At 62.4% G+C, this 26667-nt stretch carries 26 protein-coding genes; 14 read left to right on the forward strand and 12 right to left on the reverse strand.

From position 1 onward, the window contains the following. The first annotated feature begins 1 nt into the window (after position 1). From M1E02_RS00390 to M1E02_RS00415, 6 genes are all read left to right on the forward strand, one after another. Positions 2–661 carry a 3-oxoacid CoA-transferase subunit A gene (locus M1E02_RS00390; protein ID WP_479376205.1) on the forward strand — a complete coding sequence of 220 codons (660 nt, stop codon included), beginning with the start codon at positions 2–4 and terminating at the stop codon, positions 659–661. Position 662: 1 nt separating this feature from the next. Then, on the forward strand, positions 663–1373 hold the full coding sequence (locus tag M1E02_RS00395) for a 3-oxoacid CoA-transferase subunit B (protein WP_479376206.1): 711 nt from the start codon (positions 663–665) through the stop codon (positions 1371–1373). A 58-nt stretch (positions 1374–1431) separates the two neighbouring features. Further along, positions 1432–2232, forward strand: a complete 801-nt coding sequence (locus M1E02_RS00400; protein WP_479376207.1) for an IclR family transcriptional regulator domain-containing protein — start codon at positions 1432–1434, stop codon at positions 2230–2232. Positions 2233–2399: 167 nt separating this feature from the next. Next, entirely contained in the window at positions 2400–3314 is a 915-nt protein-coding gene (gene kdgD, locus M1E02_RS00405) for a 5-dehydro-4-deoxyglucarate dehydratase (protein WP_479376208.1), read from the forward strand. A 26-nt stretch (positions 3315–3340) separates the two neighbouring features. After that, positions 3341–4957: an aldehyde dehydrogenase (NADP(+)) gene (locus tag M1E02_RS00410; RefSeq protein ID WP_479376209.1), complete on the forward strand. Its 1617-nt coding sequence runs from the start codon at positions 3341–3343 to the stop codon at positions 4955–4957. Next, a complete protein-coding gene (locus M1E02_RS00415) occupies positions 4954–6282 on the forward strand; it encodes an enolase C-terminal domain-like protein (protein ID WP_479376210.1) in 1329 nt (442 codons plus the stop codon). Before M1E02_RS00410 ends, M1E02_RS00415 begins: the two co-directional genes overlap by 4 nt. A gap of 52 nt (positions 6283–6334) precedes the next feature. Here M1E02_RS00415 and M1E02_RS00420 read toward each other — a convergent pair whose 3' ends face one another. Continuing rightward, entirely contained in the window at positions 6335–7309 is a 975-nt protein-coding gene (locus M1E02_RS00420) for a LysR family transcriptional regulator (protein WP_479376211.1), read from the reverse strand. Between the two features lie 130 nt (positions 7310–7439). Between M1E02_RS00420 and M1E02_RS00425 the strand changes: the two genes are divergently transcribed. Both M1E02_RS00425 and M1E02_RS00430 read left to right on the forward strand, forming a co-directional pair. Continuing rightward, positions 7440–8723 (forward strand): glucarate dehydratase family protein, encoded by a 1284-nt coding sequence (locus M1E02_RS00425; protein ID WP_479376212.1) that lies wholly within the window; start codon positions 7440–7442, stop codon positions 8721–8723. A gap of 35 nt (positions 8724–8758) precedes the next feature. Beyond that, a complete protein-coding gene (locus M1E02_RS00430; RefSeq protein WP_479376213.1) occupies positions 8759–9742 on the forward strand; it encodes a 2-hydroxyacid dehydrogenase in 984 nt (327 codons plus the stop codon). On the opposite strand, the gene M1E02_RS00435 is transcribed toward M1E02_RS00430, so the two are convergent. The 5 genes from M1E02_RS00435 to M1E02_RS00455 are packed head-to-tail and all read right to left on the reverse strand — an operon-like array spanning position 9739 to position 15304. Continuing rightward, positions 9739–10761, reverse strand: a complete 1023-nt coding sequence (locus M1E02_RS00435) for an ABC transporter ATP-binding protein (protein WP_479376214.1) — start codon at positions 10759–10761, stop codon at positions 9739–9741. The two genes, M1E02_RS00430 and M1E02_RS00435, sit on opposite strands and share 4 nt — an antisense overlap. After that, positions 10754–11800, reverse strand: coding sequence for an ABC transporter ATP-binding protein (locus tag M1E02_RS00440; RefSeq protein ID WP_479378246.1), 1047 nt, complete (start codon positions 11798–11800; stop codon positions 10754–10756). The genes M1E02_RS00435 and M1E02_RS00440 overlap by 8 nt, the downstream gene beginning before the upstream one ends. Before the next feature lie 17 nt (positions 11801–11817). Beyond that, positions 11818–12777: an ABC transporter permease gene (locus M1E02_RS00445; RefSeq protein ID WP_479376215.1), complete on the reverse strand. Its 960-nt coding sequence runs from the start codon at positions 12775–12777 to the stop codon at positions 11818–11820. Between the two features lie 8 nt (positions 12778–12785). Beyond that, the gene (locus M1E02_RS00450; protein WP_479376216.1) at positions 12786–13715 is read right to left on the reverse strand and encodes an ABC transporter permease; all 930 of its coding nucleotides are present in this window, start codon (positions 13713–13715) and stop codon (positions 12786–12788) included. Positions 13716–13744: 29 nt separating this feature from the next. After that, on the reverse strand, positions 13745–15304 hold the full coding sequence (locus tag M1E02_RS00455; protein ID WP_479376217.1) for an ABC transporter substrate-binding protein: 1560 nt from the start codon (positions 15302–15304) through the stop codon (positions 13745–13747). Between the two features lie 297 nt (positions 15305–15601). Here M1E02_RS00455 and M1E02_RS00460 point away from each other — a divergent pair, with 297 nt between their 5' ends. From M1E02_RS00460 to M1E02_RS00475, 4 genes are all read left to right on the forward strand, one after another. Next, positions 15602–16564: a 2-hydroxyacid dehydrogenase gene (locus M1E02_RS00460; RefSeq protein ID WP_479376218.1), complete on the forward strand. Its 963-nt coding sequence runs from the start codon at positions 15602–15604 to the stop codon at positions 16562–16564. A gap of 191 nt (positions 16565–16755) precedes the next feature. Further along, the gene (locus M1E02_RS00465; RefSeq protein ID WP_479376219.1) at positions 16756–17952 is read left to right on the forward strand and encodes a Re/Si-specific NAD(P)(+) transhydrogenase subunit alpha; all 1197 of its coding nucleotides are present in this window, start codon (positions 16756–16758) and stop codon (positions 17950–17952) included. Continuing rightward, positions 17952–18278, forward strand: a complete 327-nt coding sequence (locus tag M1E02_RS00470; protein WP_479376220.1) for an NAD(P) transhydrogenase subunit alpha part 2 — start codon at positions 17952–17954, stop codon at positions 18276–18278. The genes M1E02_RS00465 and M1E02_RS00470 overlap by 1 nt, the downstream gene beginning before the upstream one ends. Beyond that, positions 18275–19648 carry an NAD(P)(+) transhydrogenase (Re/Si-specific) subunit beta gene (locus tag M1E02_RS00475; protein WP_479376221.1) on the forward strand — a complete coding sequence of 458 codons (1374 nt, stop codon included), beginning with the start codon at positions 18275–18277 and terminating at the stop codon, positions 19646–19648. Before M1E02_RS00470 ends, M1E02_RS00475 begins: the two co-directional genes overlap by 4 nt. Positions 19649–19679: 31 nt before the next feature. Here the strand turns inward: M1E02_RS00475 and M1E02_RS00480 are convergent, their stop codons facing one another. Further along, positions 19680–19925: a hypothetical protein gene (locus M1E02_RS00480; protein WP_479376222.1), complete on the reverse strand. Its 246-nt coding sequence runs from the start codon at positions 19923–19925 to the stop codon at positions 19680–19682. A 211-nt stretch (positions 19926–20136) separates the two neighbouring features. Between M1E02_RS00480 and M1E02_RS00485 the strand changes: the two genes are divergently transcribed. Further along, entirely contained in the window at positions 20137–21063 is a 927-nt protein-coding gene (locus M1E02_RS00485; protein ID WP_479376223.1) for a diacylglycerol/lipid kinase family protein, read from the forward strand. A gap of 19 nt (positions 21064–21082) precedes the next feature. Here M1E02_RS00485 and M1E02_RS00490 read toward each other — a convergent pair whose 3' ends face one another. After that, the gene (locus tag M1E02_RS00490) at positions 21083–22252 is read right to left on the reverse strand and encodes a hypothetical protein (RefSeq protein ID WP_479376224.1); all 1170 of its coding nucleotides are present in this window, start codon (positions 22250–22252) and stop codon (positions 21083–21085) included. 215 nt (positions 22253–22467) lie between these two features. Here M1E02_RS00490 and M1E02_RS00495 point away from each other — a divergent pair, with 215 nt between their 5' ends. Continuing rightward, positions 22468–23109, forward strand: a complete 642-nt coding sequence (locus M1E02_RS00495) for an NUDIX hydrolase (RefSeq protein ID WP_479376225.1) — start codon at positions 22468–22470, stop codon at positions 23107–23109. Between the two features lie 14 nt (positions 23110–23123). Here M1E02_RS00495 and M1E02_RS00500 read toward each other — a convergent pair whose 3' ends face one another. The 4 genes from M1E02_RS00500 to M1E02_RS00515 form a co-directional block, all read right to left on the reverse strand. Further along, positions 23124–24593, reverse strand: coding sequence for an alpha/beta hydrolase family protein (locus M1E02_RS00500; RefSeq protein WP_479376226.1), 1470 nt, complete (start codon positions 24591–24593; stop codon positions 23124–23126). Between the two features lie 257 nt (positions 24594–24850). Next, positions 24851–25309, reverse strand: coding sequence for a DUF4383 domain-containing protein (locus M1E02_RS00505; RefSeq protein ID WP_479376227.1), 459 nt, complete (start codon positions 25307–25309; stop codon positions 24851–24853). Positions 25310–25517: 208 nt separating this feature from the next. After that, on the reverse strand, positions 25518–25958 hold the full coding sequence (gene mscL / locus M1E02_RS00510; RefSeq protein ID WP_479376228.1) for a large conductance mechanosensitive channel protein MscL: 441 nt from the start codon (positions 25956–25958) through the stop codon (positions 25518–25520). Positions 25959–25990: 32 nt separating this feature from the next. Continuing rightward, complete coding sequence (locus M1E02_RS00515) at positions 25991–26617, reverse strand: hypothetical protein (protein WP_479376229.1); 627 nt, start codon at positions 26615–26617, stop codon at positions 25991–25993. Between the last annotated feature and the right edge of the window lie 50 nt (positions 26618–26667).

Consider the following 26667-nt stretch of genomic DNA (forward strand, 5'->3'; position numbering starts at 1 on the left):
CATGTTGAACTTCATGGACACCGTGGAAGAGGCTGTTGCCGGTATTGAGGATGGCTCCACAGTGATGATCGGGGGGTTCGGCAACGCCGGGCAGCCGTTCCAGCTGATCGACGCCTTGCTGGATTGCGGCGCGAAGGAGCTCACCGTGGTCAACAACAATGCAGGCCAGGGGGATCAGGGGCTGGCTCTGCTGATCAAGGAGGGCCGGGTCCGCAAGATGATCTGTTCCTTTCCGCGGCAGTCTGATTCGTGGCATTTCGATGCGAAGTACAAGGCCGGCGAGATCGAGTTGGAGCTGGTGCCGCAAGGGAATCTGGCCGAGCGTATCCGCGCTGCGGGTGCCGGGATCGGCGGCTTCTTCACGCCCACGGGCTACGGAACCATCCTGGCTGAAGGCAAGGAAACCCGGATCATCGATGGCCGGGGGCAGGTTTTCGAGACGCCCATCCATGCCGATGTGGCCCTCATAAAAGCCCTCAAGGCCGACGGGAAGGGCAACCTGGTTTACCGTAAAACTGCCCGGAACTTCGGACCCATTATGGCCGCGGCTGCCAAGCACACGGTGGTGCAGGTCTCGGAGATCGTTCCGGTGGGCGGGCTGGACCCGGAGAACGTAGTGACCCCCGGCATCTATGTGAACACCGTTGTGAAGGTGGCATGAAATGACTGTTGAAACTTCCCTTCAGAAGGCGGAGAAGCCGCTGGGCCGCGACGCCCTCGCGCGTCTGGTAGCCCGCGACATCAAGCCCGGATCTTTTGTAAACCTGGGGATCGGCCAACCAACGTTGGTCTCCAACTATCTCCAGCCTGAGCAGGACATCACGCTCCATACGGAGAACGGCATGCTGGGGATGGGGCCGGAAGCCACCGGCGACCAGATCGACGGCGACCTCATCAACGCCGGCAAGATCCCCGTCACAGAACTGCCCGGGGCCTCCTACTTCCACCATGCCGACTCGTTCGCAATGATGCGGGGCGGGCATCTGGACATCTGTGTCCTGGGTGCATTCCAGGTGTCTGCCGCTGGGGATCTTGCCAACTGGCATACGGGCGCTCCGGATGCGATTCCGGCGGTTGGCGGAGCGATGGACCTGGCCACCGGCGCCAAGGATGTCTTCGTGATGATGACCCTCCTGACCCGTGAGGGAGCGTCCAAGCTCGTGGACACCTGTACGTATCCGCTCACCGGGGTTGGCTGCGTAACCCGCGTGTATACGGATAAGGCCGTGTTCCTCACCGGACCCCACGGCGTTCAGGTACGCGAGACGTTTGGCTGCACCTTCGAGGAGCTCCAGGCGCTGGTGCCCGTCCCGCTGGTGCCCGTCGCGCCGGTGCCCGTCCCGCCTAAGGCAGCCGCCGGCGTCGAGCCCTAACCCCGCGACCCCTAACCCCGCGAGCCCTAACTCCGCCATGCCAATAGGATTGCTAACCATGACCGTCCCAGCAGTGCCTCCACAGGCCAGCGACCAGTACGTGCAGTCGCTCGCGCGCGGGCTGGCCGTCATCCGTGCGTTCGACACCGACCATCCTCTGATGACCCTCACCGAGGTGGCAGCGCGCACGGATCTGACACGCGCCACCGCCCGCAGGTTCCTGCACACCCTGGTGGAGCTGGGATATGTGCGCACCGACGGCAAGACGTTCGGGCTCACGGCTCAGGTGCTCCAGCTCGGCTATGCCTACCTGTCAGGCCTGTCCCTGCCGCAACTTGCCCAGCCCCACCTGGAGGAGCTGTCCCTCAAACTGGGGGAGTCGACGTCGGCCGCGGTCCTTGACGGGACCGACATCGCCTACATCGCGCGGGTCACCACCCGCCGGATCATGAATGTGGGTATAACGGTGGGCACCCGTTTCCCTGCTTATGCGACGTCGATGGGCAGGGTCCTGCTGGCGGCCCTGCCGCCGGCCAAGTTGCAGGAGTACCTGACGGCGGCCGACATCCGGCCCTTGACTCCCAGGGCAGTGGGCACCACGCAGGAACTGCTGCCGGTTCTTGACACCGTTCGGGCCCAGGGATGGTGCCTTCTGGACCAGGAGCTTGAGGTGGGCCTGATGTCTATCGCAGCACCCGTGTACGACGGGCCAAGCAAGGTGGTGGCCGCCGTCAACGTCTCGCTCCAGGCGCAGGCCGTAGCCGCCCAATCCGACCGTGACGCCTACCTGGATTCTGTGCGCCAGGAGATCGTAGAGACGGCCAAACTCATCTCGGCGGACCTTTCGGCGAAGCACTAGTTCGCGCGCCAAGGCTGGAATGGAAGAGTCTTGTGGATGCGATCAATGCGAAACGGGTATCGATCTATCCAAAAATACGCTTAGACAGGCATAGTTCGGCTCCATAGTGTGAAGGGGAAGCACTCACTTGCCGCGTTGACTGCGGCCCCTAACTGGAGGACCGCCCCGTGGCCAATTACTCACCACAGGAACTCGCTAACGCTCTGAAGAACGGATTGCTTTCGTTCCCTGTGACGTCTTTTGATGCCAACCTGGCGTTCGATGAGGAGAACTATCGCAAGCACCTTGCCTGGCAGGCCAGCTTCCCCGTGGCCGGTCTCTTTGCTGCAGGTGGAACCGGCGAAGGTTTCTCGCTCACACCGGCGGAATCGGCACGGGTGGTTCGGGTCGCCGTCGAGGAAATCGCCGGGGCCGTTCCCGTACTCGCTTCTGCGGGCGGGTCCACCGCCCAGGCCGTCGAGAACGCACTGGCCGCCGAGGCCGCCGGGGCCGACGGCATCCTGCTCCTCCCGCCCTACCTGACCGAAGCTGATCAGGCCGGCCTGGTTGAGCATGTGAGTGCAGTCTGCAAGTCCACCTCGCTGGGCGTCATCATCTACAACCGCGCTAACGCGATCTACAAGGACACCACGGTGGCCACCCTGGCTGACCGCCACCAGAACCTCATTGGCTTCAAGGACGGCGTGGGCGATCTGGAACACGACGCCCGGGTGTACGCCAAGCTCGGCGACCGCCTGTTCTACCTCGGCGGGCTTCCCACTGCGGAAACCTTCGCCCTCCCGCTTCTGCAGCTCGGAATGAGCACCTATTCCAGCGCGATGTACAACTTTGTCCCGCAGTTCGCCCTGGATTTCTACCAGGACGTCCGCAACTACGACCGCGTGGCCGTGAACAAAAAACTGAACGATTTTGTCATTCCCTATCTGGACATCCGTGACAGGGTCAAAGGCTACTCGGTCTCTATCGTTAAGGGCGGTCTGGACGCGATCGGGCGCTCGGCGGGTGGGGTCCGCCCGCCACTGCAGAACCTTTCCCCGGAAGACCTTGCCGACCTCAAAACACTCATCTCCACCGTCTCCTGATCACCATCGTCTCCCAGGACATGCCAATGATACTCACCGGACATTCACTCATTGCAGGCCGGCCCATTGCCGGCGGAAGTAAGACCGCCTTCGGGTTCAACCCCGCAACCAACGAACAGCTCGAACCCGGGTACACGCTGCTCACCGAAGACCAGCTCAAGGCCGCAACGGCTGCAGCCGCAGAAGCATACCCATCTTTCAGCACCCTGGATCCGGAAACCCACGCCGGTTTCCTCGACGCCATCGCAGACAACATTGAAGAGATCGGTGCCGAACTGACTATCCGCGCCGGTCAGGAAACCGGGCTTCCGGCGGCCCGGCTCAACGGCGAGCGGGCCCGCACCGTCGCGCAGCTGCGCCTCTTCGCCACTGTAGTCAGGCAAGGCGACTTCCGCGGCGTCCGGATCGATCCCGCCCTTCCTGAGCGCGCTCCGCTGCCCCGCGCCGACATCCGCCAGCGCCAGATCCCGCTCGGTCCTGTTGCCGTCTTCGGCGCCAGCAACTTCCCGCTGGCCTTCTCGACAGCCGGAGGAGACACCTCTTCGGCCCTCGCCGCCGGCTGCCCGGTGGTCTTCAAGGCGCACAACGCCCACCCCGGAACCAGCGAGCTCGTCGGCCAGGCCATCGTGAAGGCTGTCCGGGACTGCGGACTGCACCCGGGTGTCTTCTCGCTCATCTACGGCCCGGGCGCCAGCATCGGGCAGGCTCTCGTGGCTGATCCCGCCATCAAGGCAGTCGGCTTCACTGGCTCGCAATCCGCGGGTATCGCCCTGATGCGTACCGCCGCCGCACGGCCAGAGCCCATCCCCGTCTACGCGGAAATGTCCTCGCTGAACCCGGTCTTCGTCTTCCCCGGAGCCCTGAACGGCTCCGCCGAACAAATCGAGGCACTCGCCCGGCAGTACGTCGCAGCCGTCACTGGCAGCTCCGGGCAGCTGTGCACCTCTCCTGGCCTGCTGTTCGCCCCCGTTGGCGAAGCTGGCGACAACCTTGTTGCTGCCGCCGGCCGGGCCGTTTCGGAGTGTGCCGGCCAGACCATGCTGACCGAAGGCATTGCAGCGTCCTGGAACGCCGGAGCTGAAGCCCTGGGCTCGGCCGCGAATGTCAGTGTGCTCGGGCAGGGCACCGAAGGCCCAACAAAGAACGCCCCGGCCCCCACGATATTTGGAACGGGCATCGGCGACTTCGTGTCCAACCATGTGCTGCACGCGGAAATTTTCGGAGCGGCCAGCCTGGTCATTCGCTACTCGACAGCTGAGCAACTGATCGAGGCCACCAACCGGCTCGAGGGACAGCTCACCGCATCGTTGCAGCTCACTGAAGAGGACTATCCGACGGCGGTACGACTGGTCCCGGCGTTGGAACAGAAAGTCGGGCGGATCATTGTCAACGGCTGGCCCACTGGCGTCGAGGTAGGCCACGCAATGGTCCACGGCGGGCCTTTCCCCGCCACCTCCGACACCCGCACCACTTCCGTGGGCACTCTCGCGATCAACCGCTTCCTCCGGCCCGTGGCCTACCAGAACCTGCCGCAGGAACTGCTTCCCGTCCCGCTGCGGGATGCAAATCCCTGGCAGCTCGATCGCCGGATCGAGGGCACCGTCGTTGCAGCAGCCGTCGATAGTCAGGAAATCAAAGCATGACGTCCCAGCCCAGTATTGCGCGCGTGGAAGTGGTTCCTGTCGCCGGACATGACAGCATGCTGATGAACCTCAGCGGCGCGCACGGCCCCTTCTTCACCCGGAATGTTGTCATCGTGGTGGATACCGATGGCCGCACCGGCCTTGGTGAGGTCCCCGGGGGCGAGAAGATCCGCAGCACCATCGAGGAAGCCGGCGCCCTCATCACCGGCAAGCCGGTGGCGCGCTACCGCTCACTGCTGCGCGGAACCGCGGCGGAGTTCGCCCACCGCGACGCCACCGGCCGGGGACTGCAAACATTCGACCTCCGCACCACAGTCCATGCCGTCACCGCACTTGAATCCGCGCTGCTGGACCTGCACGGCCAGTTCCTTGGCGTCCCGGTGGCCGAACTCCTGGGCGAAGGACAGCAGCGCAGCTCAGTGCCGATGCTTGGTTACCTGTTCTTCATCGGCGACCACGCCAGGACTGATCTGCCCTACCTTGTCGAGGCCGCGCCGTCGGACCGCTGGGAAAGACTACGCCGCCAGGAGGCCATGAGCCCCGAAGCGGTGGTGGCCCTGGCGGAAGCGGCCCGGGAACGGTACGGTTTCAGCGACTTCAAGCTCAAGGGCGGCGTACTGTCCGGAGACGACGAAGTGGAGGTGGTCACTGCCCTCGCCAACCGCTTCCCCGAAGCACGCGTGACGCTTGACCCGAACGGCGGCTGGCTCCTTGAGGAAGCCATCCGGCTGGGCAAGCGGATGCAGGGTGTCGTGGCTTATGCCGAGGATCCATGCGGAGCCGAGGGCCAATTCTCTGGCCGGGAGATCATGGCGGAGTTCCGCCGTGCCACGGGACTGAAGACGGCCACCAACATGATCGCCACGGACTGGCGGGAAATGGGGCATGCAATCCGGAGCAACGCCGTGGACATTCCCCTGGCGGACCCACATTTCTGGACCATGCAGGGTTCCGTCCGCGTGGCGCAGTTGTGCAAGGAATTCGGCCTCACCTGGGGCTCCCACTCAAACAACCACTTCGACATTTCGCTGGCCATGTTCACGCACACCGGTGCGGCGGCACCTGGCCAGATCACGGCGTTGGACACGCACTGGATATGGCAGGACGGGCAAGGACTCACCAAAGAGCCGCTGCAGATCCGGGATGGAGCCATTGAAGTCCCGGCCGCTCCGGGACTGGGCATCGAACTGGACCGTGACGCCCTCGACAAAGCACACGAGCTTTACCTCGAACATGGACTGGACGCCCGTGATGACAGCATAGGCATGCAGTACTACATTGATGGCTGGTCCTTTGACCCGAAGACTCCCTGCCTGGTCCGGTAAGAAACGCAGGTCCGCAAGGAACTGCCTCAATTCCTCCTGCCGGACTTTGGCTCTAGCCGGAGGTGTGCCCGCCGCTGTGCCCGTCGGTAGGCTCCTCGGCCAGCGTATCCGCCAGTGTGTCTGCCTCGAGGAGCTCCAGGAGCCTGAGCACCGGGGGGTTGGCCGTCTCCTCATTCCACGCAAGCTCCAGGTCCACGCGGTTGAGCTCCCGAATGCCGTGGCTGCCGTCGATTTCGCGGAACTCCACCCCGGGCGGTGCCGCCGCCATGGCGGATGCCGGCACGAGTGTGACGCCGAGCCCCGCCTGTACGAAGGCAAGCAGAGCAGGGATTTGGCTGGCGTATTGGGTGACGTTGGGGTGGGCGCCGGCGCTGGCGAACAGCCGGAGAACCAGATCATGGAAATACCGCGCCTCCTTGGTGGAGTACATCAGGAGGGGAAGACGGTCCAGTCTTCCCAGCGGCAAAGGGGCGCCTTCCCTGACTGACCTACTCCCGAGCATCGAGGATCCCACAGGCAGTGCCACAACAAGGTGGTCCTGCATGAGCGGCCGCGTCACGATTCCGGGCCGCGCCACGATGGGCCGCAGGAGGCCAATATCCACGCTGCCCTTCACCAGCCCGTCCATCTGATCCGTAGACACCAGTTCCCTCAGGACGAAAGACACGTCCGGCATGGTGTCCGCGGCCCGGCGCAACAGCCGGGGGAGCGCACTCTGACCGGCAATCGCCGTGTAGGCAACGGTGATGACGCCCAGCTCACCGGAGGATACGCGGCGAACGTCCAGCTCGGTTTTGATGCACATGTCCAGGATCTGCCGTGCCCTCGGCAACAGCATGGACCCCGCCGGGGTCAGTTGGACCTTGCGGCTGGTCCGGTCGAACAACAGCGTCCCCAGTTTCTTCTCCAGCATCTGGATCTGCCGGCTCAAAGGCGGCTGTGTCATGTTGAGGCGCTCTGCTGCTGCACCGAAGTGCAGCTCTTCGGCTACGGCCACAAAGGCCTCGAGTTGGGGCAAGGAAAACATCGATACCTTTCGTGGATTACTGGGTGCTCAAATTAGCTTGGACTTGTATCAGTCTGCCCCATTATGGTCGAACAAACGGCAGTTGTGACGGCCCTCGAAGGAGCACCGCGAAGTGGACCATCTACCCAACATGACACAGCATCTTAACCAAGCCAGGATCACCGGCGTCACTATAACCCCGGTGGCATTCAAGGATGTGCCGCTGTTGAACACGGTGGGCGTCCACGAACAATTCGCGTTGCGTGCGGTAGTGGAAGTCCACACGGATTCGGGCGAGAGCGGCGTGGGTGAAACGTACGGCGACGCAGGCCATCTGGCCCGGCTGGACCTGGCGGCCGCGGCTCTTCCTGGAACCGACGTATTCAACATCAATGAGCTCCGCAGCCGCATCATGGCCGCTCTGCAACAGGATACTGTTCGGGGCGGCCACGGCATGAGTGGCATGGTGACAGGTTCCAGCACTACAGATCGGGTTCTCTCACCGTTCGACGTGGCTGCCCTCGATATCCAGGGCAAGCTGCTCGGCCGTCCCGTCAGCGATCTCCTGGGCGGGGCAGTGAGAGATTCCGTCCCCTTCAGCGGCTACTTGTTCTACAAATGGGCAGGCCACCCAGGGCAGGAGGACGATTGCTGGGGTGCTGCGTTGGATGCTGCGGGCATCGTACGGCAGGCCAGGAAAATGGTGGATGAGTACGGATTCTCGGCCCTCAAGCTCAAAGGCGGGGTCTTCGCCCCGGAGCAGGAAGTGGACGCGATCCGGGCCCTCCGCGCCGAATTTCCCTCGCTGCCCCTCCGGATTGATCCCAACGGTGCCTGGACCGTCAGCACGTCAATCCGCGTGGGTAAGGAACTGGACGGCGTCCTGGAGTACCTGGAGGATCCAACCCGTGGCATCGAAGGGATGGCCGCGGTCCGGCGTGAAGTCGGCATGCCGCTGGCCACCAACATGTGCGTGGTGAGTTTCGCGGATTTGGCCCCTGCTGTGGCGGCCGGGGCCGTGGATGTCATTCTCTCCGACCATCATTTCTGGGGTGGCCTTCGCCGCTCGCAGTCGCTGGCAGGCATCACGGAAACCTTCGGTTTGGGACTCTCCATGCATTCGAACTCGCATCTTGGCATCAGCCTCGCGGCGATGGTCCAGCTAGCCGCGGCAACCCCGAATCTCGATTATGCATGCGACACGCACTGGCCGTGGAAGGATCCGGGCGAGGACGTCGTCACTGGGGGAACGCTGGAATTCATGAACGGTGCCGTCAAGGTCCCGACCGGCGCAGGCCTCGGCATCGAACTGGACCGGGACGCGCTGGGACGCCTCCACCGCCAGTACCTCGCCTGCGGCGTGACCAGCCGTGATGACACCGGCTATATGTTGCGGCTGAACCCTTCCTACCGTCTGCAGAGCCCCCGCTGGTGAACTCGAGAGCAGCTTCAACAGAGGAACCTTCCAAAGTGGGCTTGAGAATTGTGGTGACGGATCCCATCATCAGCCGTTTCGAAGAACAGTTAAGGCACGACGACGGCGCCCATCACTGGACGATGGCTGCGGCTTGGACGCCTGAACGGCAACTGGAAGCACTGGCAAGTGCCGACGTCGTGATTTGTTCCTCGTTCAATGCGAAGTTGGCTGCGGGCGCACGAAAGCTGCGGCTGGTGCACGTCACCGGCGCCGGATACGACAAGATCTCCCTGGCGGACTTGCCCCCCGGAGCCGTTGTTGCGAACACGTTCCACCACGCACGCCCCATCGCGGAGCATGTGCTCATGGTCACGCTGATGCTTTCCCGCAAGGTGATGATCGCCGACCGGGCACTGCGCGACGGCACCTGGCAGACCATTGCCACCGACCCCGACGTGCCGTTCCACCCAACGCTCGGCGAAATGACACTGGGCCTGGTGGGACTGGGCACCATCGGGGCCGAAGTGGCGGTTATGGCGGGAATGCTGGGCATGGATGTCCGGGCCGTCCGCAGGAACCCGGGCGCCCGCCTTCCGGAAGGCGTCAGCCTCAGCTGGGTGGGTGGCAACGAGCAGCTCCCCGAACTGCTGGCGGCGGCCGACGTCGTGGTTGTCACCGCCCCCCTTGACTCCTCGACGGAGGGGATGATCGGAGCGGCGGAGTTCGCGGCGATGAAAGACTCGGCATTCCTTATTAACGTCGCACGGGGGCCGGTTGTGGATCAGCGGGCGCTATTCCAGGCCCTGCAGGAGGGACAGATAGCCGGGGCGGGCATCGATGTCTGGTGGGGGCCGCCTGCGGACGGGGCGGTACCTCCCGCGCAGCTGCCGTTCGCATCGTTGGACAACACGGTCCTGACCCCACACCACTCCGGCCATGCCCGCGTCACTTTCGAACGCCGTGCTGCTGACATCGCTGCAAACATCGCGCGTTTGACCGAAGGCCGGGAACTCCTTAACGTGGTGCCCCGGCCTTAACGTGGCGCCACGGCGCCCGACAGGCCTCTGATGGATTCGAGCGGGAAGTGGCATTCCGACAGGTGCTGCCCGCCGTCCGCGGATGCTGTCATGGCCGGGCTTGGGGCCACTTCGGCACAGACATCCTGCGCCTTCCAGCACCGGGTCCGGAAACGGCAGCCCGACGGCGGGTCCAAGGGGGAGGGCAGCTCGCCTTGGAGCACAATACGGTCCCGCTTGGCCCCGGTGACGTCAAGTTTCGGAGAGGCGGACATCAAAGCCGCCGTGTAGGGATGGCGCGGGTGGTCGAAGACTTCCTCCGTGGCTCCCGTTTCAATGATCCTTCCCAGGTACATCACGGCCACACGGTCGGCTACATGCCTCACCACCGTCAAGTCGTGGGAAATGAAGATGTAGGAAACACCCAGTTCCTGCTGGAGATCGTTGAGCAGGTTGAGGACCTGGGCCTGGACCGACAGATCCAGCGCGGACACAGGCTCGTCCAGGATGATGACGTCCGGGTTCAGCGCCAGGGCGCGGGCGATGCCGATCCGTTGACGCTGGCCGCCTGAGAACTCCTGCGGTGATTTACCGGCGTCGGACGGGCGCAGGCCCACCATCTGGAGCAGTTGGCGCACGCGGGTGTCGCGTTCCCGGGACGACGGGTAGAGGCTCCGGTGGGTTGCCCAGGGTTCGGCGATGATGTCGCCGGCACTCATGCGCGCATTCAGTGAGGCAAAGGGGTCCTGGAACACCATCTGCACCCTCCGGCGCCAGTTGAGAAGTTCCTTTCCACGGAGCCCGAACGGATTGGTTCCTTCGAAGGTCACCGTTCCGGCGTCGGGCGTCTCCAGCATCATCAGGGTCCTGGCCAGCGTGGACTTGCCGCAGCCCGACTCACCCACGAGGCCAAGGGTCTCACCCCGTCCCACGGTCAGGCTGATTCCGTCCAGCGCCAGGAGCCGGGTGTTGCCGCTGGCACCCTTGGCTACGTGGAAGGTCTTGCTCAAGCCATCGATCTGCAGCAGCGTGTCAGACATTGTTTAGCTCCTTGCTGAAGTGGCAGGCCGCGGCCCGGGGCGGTACTGGCGGTGTGACGGTGTCGAAGTCCGTGGGAGGGCCGGGTTCCGTCACCGGGAGCAGGTGGGGGCGCTGGGCGCGGCAGATGTCCTGCACTATCGGGCAGCGGGACTGGTAGACGCACCCTGAGGGGATGTCGTGCAGTTCCGGCGGGCTGCCGGCGATGGACATCAGACGCGCGCCGCGTTCCAAGTGAACGGGGACGGACTCCAGCAGCCCCTTGGTGTAAGGATGCTTTGGATCGCTGAAGACCTCGGAAACCGGTCCGCTTTCAACCACGTTTCCCGCATACATGACGGCCACGGAATCGGCTTCTTCCGCCACCACCGCCAGGTCGTGGGTGATCAGGACCACAGCCATCTGCCCCTCCTCCCGGAGTTTGCGCAGCAGCTGCATGATCTGCGCCTGGACAGTGACATCCAGTGCGGTGGTGGGTTCATCCGCGATCAGCAGCCGCGGGTTCAGGGCCACGGCCATGGCGATGAGGATGCGCTGGCGCATGCCACCGGAGAACTGGTGGGGATACGAATTGACCCGCGATTCAGGCTCCGGGATGCCTACCCGCTTCATCAGCTCAATGGCCTGGGCCTTGGCGTCCTTGGCGCTGAGACCCTGGTGGATCCTGAAGGCTTCGCCGAGCTGTGTTCCTACGGTGTAAACCGGATTGAGCGCAGTCAGTGCGTCTTGGAAGACGATTCCAAGCTCCGGACCAGCAAATTTGAGCCGCTCCTTTGGCGTCAATGCTGCCAGGTCTGTTCCGTTGAGCACGATGCTTCCGCCTGCCATGTCACAGACGGGATCCATGATTCCGGCGAGAGCCTTGGCCGTCATTGACTTGCCGCAACCGGATTCACCGAGCAATGCCAGGGTCTCGCCCGCACGGGCCTGGAACCCAACGCCGTTCACCGCCCGCACGGTTCCCCGGTGTGTTCGGATGTCCACGGCCAGGTCTTTGACGCTGAGCACAACATCATGCGCCTTGGTCTGTCCTGTGGGCATGGTTTCGGTACTGGTTTTCACGGCTTTGCCTCCTTGACTGGAATACGGGCGATCAGCCGCTTGCGGGGAAGGGCCAGGCGCCATCGCTGGGCAGGGTCGGTAGCGATCCGCAGCCAGGCCGCCAGGACATTTGCCGCGATGGTTGTCAGCACAATGGCTGCGCCGGGAAAGATGGAAAGCCACCAGGCGGTCTGGAGGTACTGTCTGCCCTGGGAAACCATGAGACCCCAACTGACATCCGGCGGCTGGATTCCGATGCCGAGGAAGCTGAGGGAGGACTCAGCGAGCATCACGTAGCAAAATTCGAGAGTGGCCAGCGTGAGGAGCGTTGGCAGGACCACGGGGATCACATGGCGGCCAATGATGGCGTTCGGCCTCGCTCCGAAGGTCCGTGCGGCGTCCACGAACGTCCGGCTTTGAAGCTCTGCCGATTCGGCCCGCGCTGTCCGCAGATAGATGGGAACACGAGTAAGGGCGAGGATCAGGACGATGTTTCCGGCGCTGGGGCTGAAGACGTAAAGCACGACGACGGCCAGCAGCAGGGACGGGAAGCTCATGATGACGTCGGCGATCCGCATGGACACGTTTTCCCGCCAGCCGCGGTGGTAGCCGGCCCAAACTCCCCACAGAGAGCCGATCACCAGCGCTACGGCGACTGCCGGAAGCGCCACCGAGAACGTGGTGCGGCTGGCTACCACCAGGCGGGCGAGCATGCTGCGTCCCAGTGAATCGCTTCCCAGGAAGTATTCCCAGCCGTGGGCCAGTGTGAACGGTGCTTTGTTGGCGGCCAGGAGGTTCTGCTTGGTCGCCAGGTCGCCCATGAGCGATGGGCCAATCAGGGCGGTCAGGCCAATGAAGACGAGGATCACCGCTGACGCAGTGGCGAACCTGTCTTTGAGCAGCAACCGGAAAAGGCTCAGCTTCCCGTCCTGTTTAGCCTGCTTCTGTGTTCCGGGCTCAGTCAATGAACTTTTCATGGTTGCTCCTATGCCCGTGCCATGACGGGGCGGACGCGTGCGTCGAGCAGTGCGTAGCCCATGTCGATGAGGATGTTCAGTGCGAAGATGGCTACCGCCGTCAGCAGCACTGCCGCCTGGAGCACGGCGAAGTCGCGCTGCAGGATCGAATCAATCATGAGCTTGCCGATCCCGGGCCAGCCGAAGATCGTTTCCACTACCACGGCTCCGTTGACCAGCCCTACCGTGAGGTCACCGGCCACGGTCAGTGCCGGGGCCGCCGCGTTGCGCAGGGCGTGATGCGTGACCACGCGCAGTTCGCCTGCACCGCGGCTGCGGGCCAGCTTGATGTATGGCTCAGACAATGCCGAGACCATAGATCCGCGGATTATCTGGACCAGAACCCCAAATGGCCTCAGCAACAGCGTGGCGATGGGAAGGACCCAGGCTGCGGCTCCCGACACTCCTGACGTCGGGAGCCAGCCCAGAGTGATGGCGAAGACCCAGATTCCCACGATGGCCAGCCAGAAGTCAGGGATGGAAGCTGCAGCCATGGAAACGAAACTCGAGATGCGGTCCGCCAGGCCGTTGGGCTTAAGGGCCGCCCAGCAGCCCACAATCAGGGCCAGGACTACTGCCAGCACCATGGTGGTGGCGGCCAGTTGCAAGGTGGCGGGGAACGCACGCAGCGCCATCGCTGCGGCGTCCTGGCCGGTTCGAAGTGACTGACCGAAGTCGAGCCTCAGCACACCGCCGAAATAGTCCGCCATCTGTACCAGGAGTGGCTGGTCCAGGCCGTTGCGTGCGGTGAAGTCCTCACGCATTTGCTCCGTTGCGTTTAGTGGCAGGTACAAGCTGGCTGGGTTGCCGGTCATCCTGGCAAGGGCGAAAACACCTACAACAACCACCACGAGCGGAAGTGCACTGGAGACTATCCGCTTTCTCAAGTAGATCAGCATTGCTGTCCTTCAATTCCTGAAGTTACCGGTTAGTTTGCCGGGGTCATTTCCGATACACGAAGCTCATCGCCGCTGGAGGAGTCGGGCGAGTAGTTGACGGTCTTGGCCTTGCCGATGATTCCGGTCTGGTGCGAGATATGGGCGAACTGGACGACCTTCTCGTTCTGGTAGGCAAAGATCTCTTCAAAGTTCTTTTGGCGCTCATCCCCGGACGCGGCATCCGCCTTCTTGATCATCGCGTCAAACTCCGGCGTCCCGAAGTAGCTTTGGGCGCCGGTGGAGAGCATGTACTGGTCAACGGTGAAGGCTGCGTCTCCCGCTTGGTTGCCATGCTGAATCATCAGTGCGACTGCCCCTTCATCCTCGGCGAAGGGGCGCACTTGGTAGGTCAGCTGCTGGCTGGTTTCAAGCATTTTCAGCTTCACGTTCAGGCCGGCCTGGGTCAGCTGCTCCTGCAGAACCTGCGCCAGTTCGGTAACCTTCGGGAACTGCGCGTTGCGGACTACAAGTGACACCTGAGCGGAGGTGTCCACCCCGTCTGCCTTGGCCTCAGCGACCAGGGACTTGGCCTTCTCAAGGTCAAAGGCCCAAGCCTTGAGTCCGGAATTGTGTCCCACGATGCCTTCAGGAATCAGCTGGGCTGCTGCCTTGTGCTTGGCCTGGTAGAGCGAACCCACAATCCCGTTCTTGTCGATCGCGTAATTGATGGCTTGGCGGATACGGATGTCGTTGAGCGGGGCCTTCGTGGCCTCCAGGCGCAGGGCCACAGTCTCGTTGTTCGGGTAGTCCATGCCCAGCTCGCCCACATTGTCATCCGGGCTCAGGCCCATGGCCAGGTCGGCTTCACCGCTGGTGATCATCGCGGCGCGCACTGAGCTTTCAGAGCGCCACTGGTACTCGGCCTTGGCGTACGCGGGCTTGTCGCCCCAGTATCCGTCCCAGCTGGTGAGTGTGATCTTTTGTCCTGCATCCCACTTCTCGATCTTGTACGGGCCTGTTCCGATGGGCTCACGGACCTTAGCTGTGGTGCTGGTAGACGTCGGAACCACTTCAAGGAAGGAAAGGCGCAAGGGAAGAATCGGGTCCGGCTCAGCGGTGGTGACCGTCAGGGTTGTGTCGTCCACGGCATGGACCTTCAGGTCGGCGTCGCCGAAGACATAGCCTTCGACGTTGCAGCCGAGCTTTGAATTGACTGCGCGGTCAATAGTGAAGGCGGCGGCTGCTGCATTGAACGGTGTGCCGTCCTGGAACTTCACGCCTTCGCGCAGCTTGAACGTCCACTCAGTGTCAGACGTGGCTTTCCATTCGGTGGCAAGCAGAGGTTCCAGCTCCCCGGTGGTGGGGTTGCGTTCCACAAGCGGCTCGGTGACATTGGAGCGGGTGATCACGCCGGTGGAGGTGAGGTTCGATTCGCAGGCTTCCAGGGTGGGGGGTTCCTGGGCCAGCACCACGCGAAGATTGCCCCCAGCGGTGGGGGCTGCGTCAGAATTCGCCACCGAACAGCCGGTCAGCGCCAGTATGGCTACGGCCGTGAGAGCTGGCCATTTGAAGGCAGACGCTTGGGGCTGGTCTCTTGAAGAAGACGTCATTGGATTCCTCCGGAATTAGGGAAGCACGGTAAGGGATTGACTCGGGCACTCGCCCACTTGGGCCAGTCGCTGTGCTTGCACTCAAGCTAGAGGAGCCTCTGGTGGTCCACAAGCTCGCGGGCCTCCCTCAGACGCCTTGGCAGGGCCCCTGCGCCACGATCTCGTCCTGTGACATCAGACACTCCGAGCTGTGATCCCCGCCATTCCGCGGAACAGTAGGAATCAATTCAAGGCGAGCATAGATCAATGCTTTTTGAATGTTGGACCCGTATGGATGGCGAAACTTAGTCTGCAGGTATGAACCACATTTCTGTCCTCCAAGTGGGACCGCTGATGCAATCAGTCCAGAATGCCGTCCTCGCTGAATACTCCGCGGTCCGGCTCCCGGAACTTCCTTCCGAACAGCAGGAGTTCCTGTTGCGGCGGGGGCGGGAGTTCGAGGTTGCTGTTACGTCGGGACGGGTTGGCGTGGGCTCCGACCTAATGGCCGATCTTCCGAACCTCCGGGCCGTTATCAATTTCGGCGTTGGTTACGAAACCACCGATGTGGTCCAGGCAGTCGATCGGGGCATAGCTATCAGCAATACGCCGGATGTGCTTAATGACTGTGTGGCTGACACAGCGATAGCCCTCTATGTGGACGTCCTGCGGCGGACGAGTGCGGCTGACCGTTACATCCGCAGGGGTGACTGGTCAAGCAAAGGCAACTTCCCGCTCGCCACCAAGGCCAGCGGGAAACGGGTGGGAATCCTGGGGCTGGGCCGGATCGGTAGGGTAATCGCCAGAAGGCTGGAGGGCTTTGACTGCACTATCAGCTATCACAACCGGAAGCCCGTGCAGGGTGTTCCGTACACGTACTGGCCGTCAGTGGAGGAGCTGGCCGGGAATTCGGAGGTCCTGATCGTTGCGGCCGCCGGGGGCCCGGAATCTGTTCACCTGGTTGACAGTAATGTCATCGAGGCACTTGGCCCCGATGGTTACCTCATCAATATCGCGAGGGGATCGGTGGTGGACGAACAGGCGCTGGTGGCCGCCCTTCTTGCAGGAACACTGGGCGGCGCCGGCCTTGACGTTTTTGCCGAGGAGCCGAAAGTGCCGCAGGAGCTCCTGGCACTGGACAACGTGGTCATGCTGCCCCACCTGGGAAGCGGGACCCACGAAACCCGCGCAGCCATGGCAGAGCTCACCCTAGCGAATCTTGCGCAGTTTGCTGCTGAGGGAAACCTGCTGACTCCGGTGACACCGCTGCATGTCAGCTAGCCCGCCGCGGGAACCGGCAGCACTTTCCCGTAATCCCCAATTTGAGCGAATTACCTGCCTGTTCGCACCAAGCGGTCCCAAGGGGCCTTAGACTCGTGCCAACCACGTGCAGCAGTGTTGCTCCGCAAGGCATGAGCCACCGGCGAAGAGCCAGGAAGCCGCCGCTGCACTCGTCGGAAGGGGAGTGGCGGGTGAGGCTAGGAATAGCACGCGAACGCCGGGACGGAGAGCGGCGGGTGGCCGCGACGCCGGAGACGGTGAAGCAGCTGGCGGGGCTTGGCCTTGAGGTGCTGGTGGAGGAGAGTGCCGGAGCTGCTGCGGGAAACAGCGACGACGACTACCGCCAGGCCGGCGCTCACATCGTCCCCGCACTGGGCCTTGGTGAGCTGGATGTCTACGCCCACGTGCGCCCGCTGGAACCGGCAACGGCGCAGAGCCTCAAACGCGGAGCAATCACGGTGGGTCTTGCGTCGCCGTCGTCGGAGCTGCCCACAGTCCAGGCGCTCGCGGCTGCCGGGGTGACCGCCTTCGCCCTGGAACTGGTGCCCCGCATCTCGCGGGCCCAATCCATGGACGCTCTCTCCTCCCAGGCCCTGGTGGCCGGTTACCGCTGTGTGCTGGAGGCGGCCATGCGGCTTCCTCGCTTTTTTCCGCTGTACATGACAGCAGCAGGAACAATCCCTCCGGCGCGTGTGCTGGTGCTCGGCGTCGGAGTGGCCGGTCTCCAGGCCATCGGGACCGCAAAGCGCCTGGGTGCCCGCGTTTCGGCCAACGACATCCGGCCTTCCTCTGCCGAGGAAGTCACCTCGATGGGAGGCACGTTCATCAAACTGGACCTTGAAACTGCCGAGGCGTCGGGAGGCTATGCCCGGGAGCTCAGCGCCGATCGCGGCGCCCTGCAACGCCAACTGCTGGCCCCGCATGTGGCCCAGTCGGACGTGCTGATCACGACGGCGGCAGTCCCCGGACGGCGCGCTCCTCTCCTGGTGACCAAGGAAATGGTGCAGGGCATGCGCCCCGGCTCGGTCGTCGTCGACCTCGCCGCGGAGTCTGGCGGGAACGTGGAGGGATCGGTTCCCGGAGAGGACCATCAGGTTCCCACGGCAGATGGCCAGGGAGCTGTGACGGTGGTGGGCATGAAGGATGCGGCGTCGGCGATGCCGGCAGACGCGTCCCGCCTCTACGCCAAGAATGTTGCGAACCTGCTGGCCCTGATGACGAAGGAAGGCGTTGTGGCCCCGCAGTTTGAGGATGAGGTCCTGGCCACTTCCTGTCTGACGCACGACGGCGTTGTGCGGCACGAGCCCACCGCGCAAGCGCTGCATCTGCTCGAGTTGGAGAACGCCCCCGCGACGAACATGGCTGCGCCGAATGAGGGGGTGTCCTGATGGATCCGATCAGTTTGCTCACCATCACCGTGCTGGCGGTCTTTGTGGGCTTCGAAGTGGTTTCCAAGGTTTCCAGCACCCTCCATACCCCGCTTATGTCCGGGGCCAATGCCATCCACGGAATCATCCTGGTGGGCGCGATCATCGTCGCGGGCCAGGCCGCCGATCCCTGGGTGCTCGCGGTGGCCCTGCTTGCGGTGGTCCTGGCCACAGCCAACCTCGTGGGCGGCTTTGTGGTGACGGACAGAATGCTGGAAATGTTCCGCGGACGCAAGAAGCCGGGCCTCGAAAAACCCGGATCCGCCAACAGGGAGGTCCAAAAGTGATTCTCCTGGACCCGGTATGGACGGCACTGCTGTATCTGGCCTCGGCTGTTTTCTTTATCCTCGCGCTTAAGGGCCTCAATTCCCCCCGCACTGCCCGCCAGGGAAACCTCCTCGGCGCCTTCGGGGCGCTCATCGCGGTCGTCACCGTTTTCTTCTCGGCAAGGCTCGACAACATTCCCTGGATTCTGGGCGCCATTGCTGTTGGCACGGCTGTGGCAGCGCCCGTTGCCCGTCGTGTGCAAATGACCCAGATGCCCCAGCTCGTGGCCCTTTTCAACGGCGTAGGAGGTGGCGCCGCCGCGCTCGTGGCACTTCTGGAATTGGGGCATGCCGGGGAATCCTGGGTGCGCCTGGCGGTTGTCTTCACGTTGCTGGTAGGCGCCGTCTCCTTCGCCGGTTCCGCGATCACTTTCGCCAAGCTTCAGGAGCTTATGACCACCCGCCCGATTGTATTTCCGGGCCTGCCCGTGCTGATGGCCGCCGTGCTGATCGCAGCGCTGGGTGCCGCAACCGCCGTCGTACTGACTGGTTCGTTGGCGCTGGCCTTGATACTGATGGTGCTGGGACTGGCCGCCGGTGTCCTGCTGGTGCTTCCGGTGGGCGGCGCTGACGTGCCCATTGTCATCTCGCTCCTGAACGCCTTCACCGGCCTGGCCGTCGCGGCTAGCGGCCTGGTGCTCGGCAACGTGCTTCTCCTCGTCGCCGGTACGCTGGTGGGCGCCTCGGGTACCATCCTCACCCGCGCCATGGCTGCAGCGATGGGCCGGAGCGTCGCGGGCATCCTGTTCGGCGCTTTCCGCGGAGGTTCGACGGCGGGTTCCACGACAGCGAGCGACCGCCCGGTGCGGTCCTCCAGTGCCGAGGACGTTGCTGTACTGCTGGGCTACGCGCAACGCGTGATCATAGTTCCGGGGTACGGCCTGGCGGTTGCCCAAGGGCAGCACACGGCTGCTGAACTGGCGCAGGCCCTTGAGGCCCGCGGCATCCAGGTGGACTTTGCCATCCACCCGGTGGCCGGACGCATGCCCGGACACATGAACGTCCTCCTCGCCGAGGCCAACGTTCCCTACGAGTCGCTCAAGGAAATGGGTGAGATCAACTCGGAGTTCAGGACGGCCGATGTCGCCTTGGTGGTAGGAGCCAACGACGTCGTAAACCCCGCCGCCAAGACCTCCTCGGGCTCGCCGATCTACGGCATGCCCATCCTCGAAGTCGCCGATGCGCGGCAGGTTGTTTTCCTCAAACGCTCCATGCGCCCTGGCTTTGCCGGGATTGAAAATGACCTGATGTTCGAACCTCAGACAACGCTGCTGTTCGGGGACGCGAAAGAGTCCCTCACCAAGGTGCTTGGCGCGGTCAAGGGGCTCTAAAGATCACGAGGCTTTATATAGCGTCGGCTTTTCAGCCCTTTTGGTTGGTACGGTCCCCTGAGAACTGAGTGGACAACGTGATGAGGACGCCGTCTGGATCGTCCCTGATAGTGAGGCACAATTCCCTGTCCACCACCGAGGCGTGGATGTCCTCGCTTCCCTCCGGGGCGAGCTGTTCAGCAAGCCTCGTTACTGCCCGGGCCATGGCCCGGCCCCAATCATGCGGGTCCCTGCTGTTCGCCTCGGCCTCTGCTGAAATGTTCTCCGCTTCGGTCATGCTGCGCCGCCTTCCGCATTGCTTTCGCGGCCCCCAGGAGTATCCCGGACAGGCCGGAGTCTTCCATAACGTAGCCAGCCTATGGGGCGAAGGGGTGGAGCGTCCACGCCCCCGCGCCGGTGCTGCCCAAGCCGGTCAATCCCCGATACGATTTCAGTTCGGGGCCTTTCCCGTCGCCACGCGGCGAAGACGCCACTCTTTCAAGGACGCTATGTCAGCCACTAACACCACCCCCACTCTGCGGGCAGCCGTCGTAATCAATCCCGCCAAATCTGTCGGCCCGGAGTTACGCGGTTCCATTTTCCGGCTGTGCGAGACCCAAGGATGGGCCGAGCCGCTGTGGCTGGAAACCACTGTCGAGGACCCCGGGGAAGGCCAGACGCGGGAAGCGCTGGAAGCAGGAGTCGACGTCGTTATTGCCGCAGGCGGTGACGGCACCGTCCGCTGCGTGGCAGAAATCCTTGCGGGCACCGGAGTTCCGTTGGGACTGGTGCCGCTGGGCACCGGGAACCTGCTGGCACGGAACCTGGGCATCAACATCACCGATCCGGTAGCCGCTGCTTACGATGTGCTGAACGGCACTGAGCGCACGGTGGACGTCATCCGCACCAACCTGGACGGCTCCGCGGACCGGCAGGTTTTCCTGGTGATGGGCGGCCTGGGTTATGACGCAGCAATTATGGCTGACACCATTGATGTCCTGAAGGACAGGATGGGCTGGCTCGCCTACGTGGAAGCCGGCATCCGGAAGCTTCCCGGAAAGCCGGTGCGTGCCAGGATCAGCATGGACGGAAAACACCCTGTGCGGCGCCGCATCCGCAGCGTGATGATCGGCAACTGCGGCAGGATCATGGGCGGCGTGGAGATATTTCCCGAGGCCAAGGTGGACGACGGCGTCCTGGACCTCCTGATCCTCGCACCTCGTGGCCGGCTTGGTTGGCTGGGAGTGATCGCCGGCATCTTCGGACGGAACAAGCGCAAGACCACGTCGGTGGAGTACTTCCAGGGGAAGTCTGCCGAAATCACTTTGGAGCACGAACAGGAATTCCAGCTCGACGGGGATCACGTAGGCACGGGTAAGCACTTGGCCGTAACTCTCGAGCCTGCAGCGCTCAAGATCAGGATGATGAACCACTGAGGGCTGTCCCAAGTCCCGGTCATCGTTGTCCATGGAAGCCCCAAGAGAGTGCCTGATATATGTGGCTATGGCTGAATCCGGGATGTTCGCGCTCCAGGATTTTATCGGCTTCTGAATTTGGATAGGAAAACTGCCGGCCATGCTGGATGAGTTTGTCGGTCTCTGCGATGGCTGCATCAATTTCAGCGGCAGAGTAAAGATCACCCAGGGTTTCATGGACTGGAATTTCTGGTCCCTCCAATCGGGACCCCGCCCAGCGGCGGTTGAAGAAATGAAGTTCGAACACGGCGTCGAGAAGATCTGAGGCCCTTGCTTTGGCAATGCGTTCCTGGCGTCGCGCAGACTCGCACGCCCTTACGGACCTGACTGTAAAGACACCGCTCGCGAGCACCTTCCGGTAGCTCTCTGCGGAAAAACCAGGGTGATCGGTAGCCATACGAGCCAAGACAACCACTGCACTCTCGCCGTCAAGGTGTGACCTTCCATAATGGGAGGTCCTCCCGGCTAGGGCTTTTGCCATGCTTTGAAGCTCCTCGATCGGTTCCTTGGGTAGGCCGAGGAGAAGGACGTCTTCCGGTGTGAGTACTTCCTTATAGCTGATGGTTTCGTGCGGAAACCAAATTCTGTTCTGCAGTTCCACGGCAAGCAGCTTGTCCAAGGTATTTCGACCCCAGGCATCCTGAAGTGCCGCTTCCCGGACCCGCTTCCTGAACTCTTCGAGCTTTGCGTGATATTCGGGAGGTCGGGAAGCGTGCGGATAACCGAAAGATGACAGCGTGTAGGCCAAGGGTGCACCCTCGACCATGCAGCGAACAACAAAGAACCCGTCCGGATAAGTAAGACCGTCAAAATATCCTCCGAAGACAAGCAATGACTCCATGGCAAGACGGCGGGCAACCCTCACCTCGTCCTGAGACAGTTCTGTCCACCGAATTTCGGCATTCTCGGCTGCTTTGCTAGGGCCAATCGCACGTATATGTACGTGAATCTGCTGCCGGCCCCATTCGTCCAAGGCTTCCTGGTTCGTGGTGGTAATAGGGACCAGTCGGTCGTCCCAAGTCAGCAAGAACAAGGAATCGCCTTTGTCCGTAGCCTGAACCAAGGTGAGGTTTGCTTGGCGGGAAGCATCTACCACCCGCCGTCCGCCGACCGGATGTATGGGCCCAAGTACTTCCTCAATCTGAAACATTTCGCTCCCATGGATTGCGGCGATACTTTCCTGCGAGTGCTTCCAACTCCCCAGGGAATTCGCGCGAAGTGTAGGGTTGCATCGTCGCCTCCTTTGCGCATAATTGCGTTAAATCAACGATAGGGCCGAAGTGTGAGTTTGCGCAATAGTGCTCAAAAAGGAATTTGCAGCGTGGCACACTTTTTTGCGCGTAGTTGCTCAATTACTGTGTGAGAGTGCCTCCCGCAACAAGAAAGCCGCTAACGGCGTATCCACGGCCCAACGTCGCCGTCGATACGGCGGTTCTAACTGTGGCGGGGGACGAGCTGTCGGTTCTGCTCGTGAAAACCGAAGGCGCCTGGATGCTGCCTGGCACCTTCCTTCATGAGGGTGAAACACTTGCGCAAGCGGTCCTGCGATCGCTGCGTGACAAGGCAAAGGTGACGGGCCGCGTTCCTGAGCAACTTCACGTCTTCGATGACCCGCACCGTGACGACCGGGGATGGGTGCTCTCAGTTGCGCACCTCGACATTGTGGCAGCCGACAGGCTTTCCGTTGGGGGCGACGAGCGGGTCAGGCTAGCGCCGGTGGGCGATACAGGCATCATTGGAAACCTTCCCTACGACCATGCCGAGATTGTTCAGTTCGCAGTTGAGAGCGCGCGTGAAAGCTATGCAGATCGACCAGATCCAGGTGGGTTGCTGGGTGCGGAAACCTTCACATTGCGGGACCTCCGACGCGTGCATGAAGCTGTCCTGGGACATAATCTGCAGCGCGACACTTTCAGGAGGGCGATGGAGCCAAGACTGGAATCGACGGGCGAGCTAACCGACGGGACGCGTGGACGCCCCAGTCAGCTTTGGCGAATCCGACGCTAGGTCTCCGAGGTTAGCTATGAGCGAGTGAGTATGCAGCCGGGCTGCCGGGCTGCCGGGCAGCCGGCGGTCGCTGTGAGTTCACCGAGAGTTGCCAATTTTTCCCTTGCGTCCCCGCTGGGGGATGAACGGACCTGTGTCTCCAGGAAAGCCAACGTGGCTGCTACTGATGTGCGATGCCCTTCCTCACGATCCAGGGAGCCAAAGAGCGAGGGTAACAGCGGGAGATGAGCAGCGGCATCCGTGAAACTCAGATGCCCGGCACCCGGGACTGTCAGCACCGCGGAGTCGCACGCCGTGAGAGCGTCCAGGAGACGGGTTCTGTACTCTCTGTCGTTCTCCTCGTTGCCTGTCCCGATACCGGCCACCAAGGCAAGAGCAGGAGGAAGGCTTCCCAGCTGAGCGGTGTTGCGCGGAAAACCGTCGATATCAATCGCTGCGACAAACCGCTTGTCTTGCGAAGCCGCTTGCAAGGCTGCTGCCCCGCCAAGCGAATGCCCGGTAGCGGTCGCCCTGCCGGTGTCCAGCCGATGCGCGAATTGTCCTGGAACGGTCCCGAGGTCAAGCTTCTCTAGTTGCGACAAGGCGAAGCTAAAATCCTGGGCGCGCACAGATGCCCATCCGTCTGCCAGCCGCTCATCTTCGAGGGGGTCGCCGGTTGAGTGTATTGCGGTCTTGACAGTTGCGCCGTCCTCCAGGACCACCGCTGCCGAGTCGTATGGATGATCAAGCGCCACCACAACGTAGCCGCGGCTTGCCAGGTCTTCTGCCCATGCGGTGTTCTGGGTTCTGACTCCTCCGAGCCCAGGAGAAAAAAGCACGACAGGAAACCGGTCTTGTCCCGGGATCACAGGAGCGTCCAACGCGGCGTTGGTCTTTCCCCTTATGGCTTCATCGATGAAGAGCTTAGGAACTCCCAGCAGTTCACCAAGGCCCTGACCTACTTCGTCTGCTTCGTCGGATGTCCTGCCTAAGTAGAGTGACTTTGGGCTCCCGGACGGGGCGTCAGTGGCCGGGTACCACAGCTGAGCGACGACGATCCGCCGGTCATCCTCGTTCTCGGCTGTAGCCAGTTCTGGCCGGTTCGAATCACTCCACTGCAAAGTTGTGGTGCCTACTGCTTGGGGGCCTGTGGGCGGTGGAAGGACAAAGGGTGGAAACAAAACAAGGGTCAGGCCAGAAGCGGCCACCAAGCCCGCGGCAACCACCGTTCGAAAAAAACTCCACACCTTACGGGCGGGTGCAGGCGCTCCACGCCTCCCGGTGGCTTGGAGCAAAACGCCAAGCAGGATGCTCCCCGCACCGAGCCACAGCCCTATGAGCTGCCAACCGGTACCTTCCCTGACCAGCAGGGCCAGGGCCACCATGAGCGCTAAGCTCCCTCCACAGATCCGAAGCTGCTGGCGCCAACCTGGCGCTAGGAAAATGGAAACAATCAGGAAGGCAGCGCTAACCCAGATCAGGACGTGTTCGATTGCTATCGGCATAAATCAAAATCTAGGGTGGGGCCGTTCTGACGCCATCAACCCATGGTTGGAGGTGCATACGTTCCCGCTAGGACCTGGGGAGCATCTCTTCCGGACGGAGCGGAATACAGAGCGGAATTACGTCAGGGCGGCCAGGCTTTTGGCCTGCTGTCAGTAAAAAGCGTTGGTGGCCGGTTTCCCGGCCACCAAGGCTTACTGAGATGGTTCAGGTCACCAAGGTTTGCGGCAACCTTTTATTCAGCGGTGCAGCGGTCCCCTTAGCCGCGGGCTGTGGTGCGGGTTGCTGTCACACCCCGTGCCAGGACAACGCCCAAGGCGACCATGGCCAGACCCAAGATGAGGTGCAGCCAGTCGTCGGCGTCGTTAAACGGAACAAAGTTGGCGCTGGAATCATGCGGCACCACCAGGCCGTAGAGCCAGAGGACCAGGTAAAGCGCGCCGCCGCCGATCAGATAGTTCCGGGCTTGGGTGGCGCTGCGTGCCATGACGATTCCTGCCGCACCGAACAGCAGATGGACGATGTTATGGAGGATGGAAACCTGGAAGACGCCCAGAAGCAGAGCCTCTGAAGCGGGTCCGGCTACTCCGAGGGCTGCATAGTTGCTGGTTACCCCGGGGATGAATCCCAGGATGCCCACCAGCAAGAACACTGCTCCAACCACCATTGCTGCCGTCTGGATCGTTGTCCGGCGACCCGTCTGGTTGGTATTTACCATGATGTTCTCCTGCCTAATACGGCAACTGTTTAACAGATGTTGCATTGCAGGGTGCCACGCTCCGGTAAGGCCGATCTACGTCGCATCCTTGAGATACATCATAAGTATGCTTATCAAATTACGGAAGTGTCTGGAGTAACGTTTTGATCATTACTTGACGGGCTGACTGGTAGGGATGTGGCAGGGCCACGGCACCTCCTGATCCCGCTTATGACCGGTTAGCGGAGCTCTCCCTGTTGCGGTCGGCCTCGGTCATTTTCATCAGCAGATCGCGGATCTCGGCCAGAAGGGCAGTGTCGGCCGGGATCGGTTCTTCTTCGGGTTCCTCAGTGGTCAGGCGCTGCTTGACCAGGGCGTTGATCCTGTTCATGGGGGCCACAAAGATGAAATAGACCACGGCAGCCGTAATCAGGAATGTCACTAACGCTGTGAGGACCCCGCCGATGTCGACGAACGTCTTTTCGTTTCCAGGCCAGATGGGAAAGCCCAGCCCTTCGGTCTGCACCCCGCCGGCCGCTGCAATGATCGGGTTAACGATGTTGGTGGTGAACGCGGCAACCAGTGCTGTGAACGCTGTGCCGACGACGACGGCGATGGACAGTTCGATGACATTGCCACGAAGAATAAAGTCTTTGAACCCTTTGAACACGGGACCTCCATTTATGCGTAAATACCTCGGAATCAACCGATAGAAGATACCACTGCAAGGAGGGTCTGCTCGGCCTCGTGGCTCATCCGGAATCCTTCAGCGGAAGGTGAGATTGCACCAGTCCGCAAACGCTCTTCCCACCATTCAAGAAGAAAGCCCTCTGCGAAGCCGCCGGTATTGAAACCGTACGGCTGGTCGCTGAGGCTGAAGACAATCATGAGCTCAAAACACGGGACGTCATAGGAGGCACGGCCCTTAGGATACCTAACAAAGTGCTTGAAGGACTGGGCGGTTGTCAGCTGCGAGTACAGCCAGAAAATGAGGTCGTACATCACGTAAGACTGCTCATCGTCATGCAGGGCTAAGAACCCCTTGTCCTCGACAACCTGACGCGCGGAGGCCCGCAGTATCCGCTCACCCTCGGGGAGTTGCCCGACGGCCGCCGCCAATGCCGCGACGACGATCGGCGAAAGCGTTCCCCGCTCCACCCTTACGAGGGCCGACTGGCGCTCTTCTTCTGCGTATTCATCCTCGCCCACAAGCCGGTGGATGAAAGTGGCAAAGTCCTTCGCTACAAACGTGATGCGATACCCGGCCTCCTGGTCAACGTGAACCACCTGCGGTTCGCCGTTTTTTCCGCAGGAACGGTAGTCGAGCATGATCTGCTCATGCCCTGCGCTGGGGGTGTCGGCGATGCCGACGCCGATGC

This window comes from Arthrobacter sp. Z5-13 (assembly GCF_056499105.1).

Bases quoted from the DNA above. Each gene is read 5' to 3' on its own strand.
- M1E02_RS00390 (WP_479376205.1), top strand. From the start codon at position 2: ATGTTGAACTTCATGGACACCGTGGAAGAGGCTGTTGCCGGTATTGAG.
- M1E02_RS00395 (WP_479376206.1), top strand. From the start codon at position 663: ATGACTGTTGAAACTTCCCTTCAGAAGGCGGAGAAGCCGCTGGGCCGC.
- M1E02_RS00400 (WP_479376207.1), top strand. From the start codon at position 1,432: ATGACCGTCCCAGCAGTGCCTCCACAGGCCAGCGACCAGTACGTGCAG.
- M1E02_RS00410 (WP_479376209.1), top strand. From the start codon at position 3,341: ATGATACTCACCGGACATTCACTCATTGCAGGCCGGCCCATTGCCGGC.
- M1E02_RS00415 (WP_479376210.1), top strand. From the start codon at position 4,954: ATGACGTCCCAGCCCAGTATTGCGCGCGTGGAAGTGGTTCCTGTCGCC.
- M1E02_RS00420 (WP_479376211.1), bottom strand. From the start codon at position 7,309: ATGTTTTCCTTGCCCCAACTCGAGGCCTTTGTGGCCGTAGCCGAAGAG.
- M1E02_RS00425 (WP_479376212.1), top strand. From the start codon at position 7,440: ATGACACAGCATCTTAACCAAGCCAGGATCACCGGCGTCACTATAACC.
- M1E02_RS00435 (WP_479376214.1), bottom strand. From the start codon at position 10,761: ATGTCTGACACGCTGCTGCAGATCGATGGCTTGAGCAAGACCTTCCAC.
- M1E02_RS00440 (WP_479378246.1), bottom strand. From the start codon at position 11,800: ATGCCCACAGGACAGACCAAGGCGCATGATGTTGTGCTCAGCGTCAAA.
- M1E02_RS00445 (WP_479376215.1), bottom strand. From the start codon at position 12,777: ATGAAAAGTTCATTGACTGAGCCCGGAACACAGAAGCAGGCTAAACAG.
- M1E02_RS00450 (WP_479376216.1), bottom strand. From the start codon at position 13,715: ATGCTGATCTACTTGAGAAAGCGGATAGTCTCCAGTGCACTTCCGCTC.
- M1E02_RS00455 (WP_479376217.1), bottom strand. From the start codon at position 15,304: ATGACGTCTTCTTCAAGAGACCAGCCCCAAGCGTCTGCCTTCAAATGG.
- M1E02_RS00460 (WP_479376218.1), top strand. From the start codon at position 15,602: ATGAACCACATTTCTGTCCTCCAAGTGGGACCGCTGATGCAATCAGTC.
- M1E02_RS00470 (WP_479376220.1), top strand. From the start codon at position 17,952: ATGGATCCGATCAGTTTGCTCACCATCACCGTGCTGGCGGTCTTTGTG.
- M1E02_RS00480 (WP_479376222.1), bottom strand. From the start codon at position 19,925: ATGACCGAAGCGGAGAACATTTCAGCAGAGGCCGAGGCGAACAGCAGG.
- M1E02_RS00485 (WP_479376223.1), top strand. From the start codon at position 20,137: ATGTCAGCCACTAACACCACCCCCACTCTGCGGGCAGCCGTCGTAATC.
- M1E02_RS00490 (WP_479376224.1), bottom strand. From the start codon at position 22,252: ATGTTTCAGATTGAGGAAGTACTTGGGCCCATACATCCGGTCGGCGGA.
- M1E02_RS00500 (WP_479376226.1), bottom strand. From the start codon at position 24,593: ATGCCGATAGCAATCGAACACGTCCTGATCTGGGTTAGCGCTGCCTTC.
- M1E02_RS00505 (WP_479376227.1), bottom strand. From the start codon at position 25,309: ATGGTAAATACCAACCAGACGGGTCGCCGGACAACGATCCAGACGGCA.
- M1E02_RS00515 (WP_479376229.1), bottom strand. From the start codon at position 26,617: ATGCTCGACTACCGTTCCTGCGGAAAAAACGGCGAACCGCAGGTGGTT.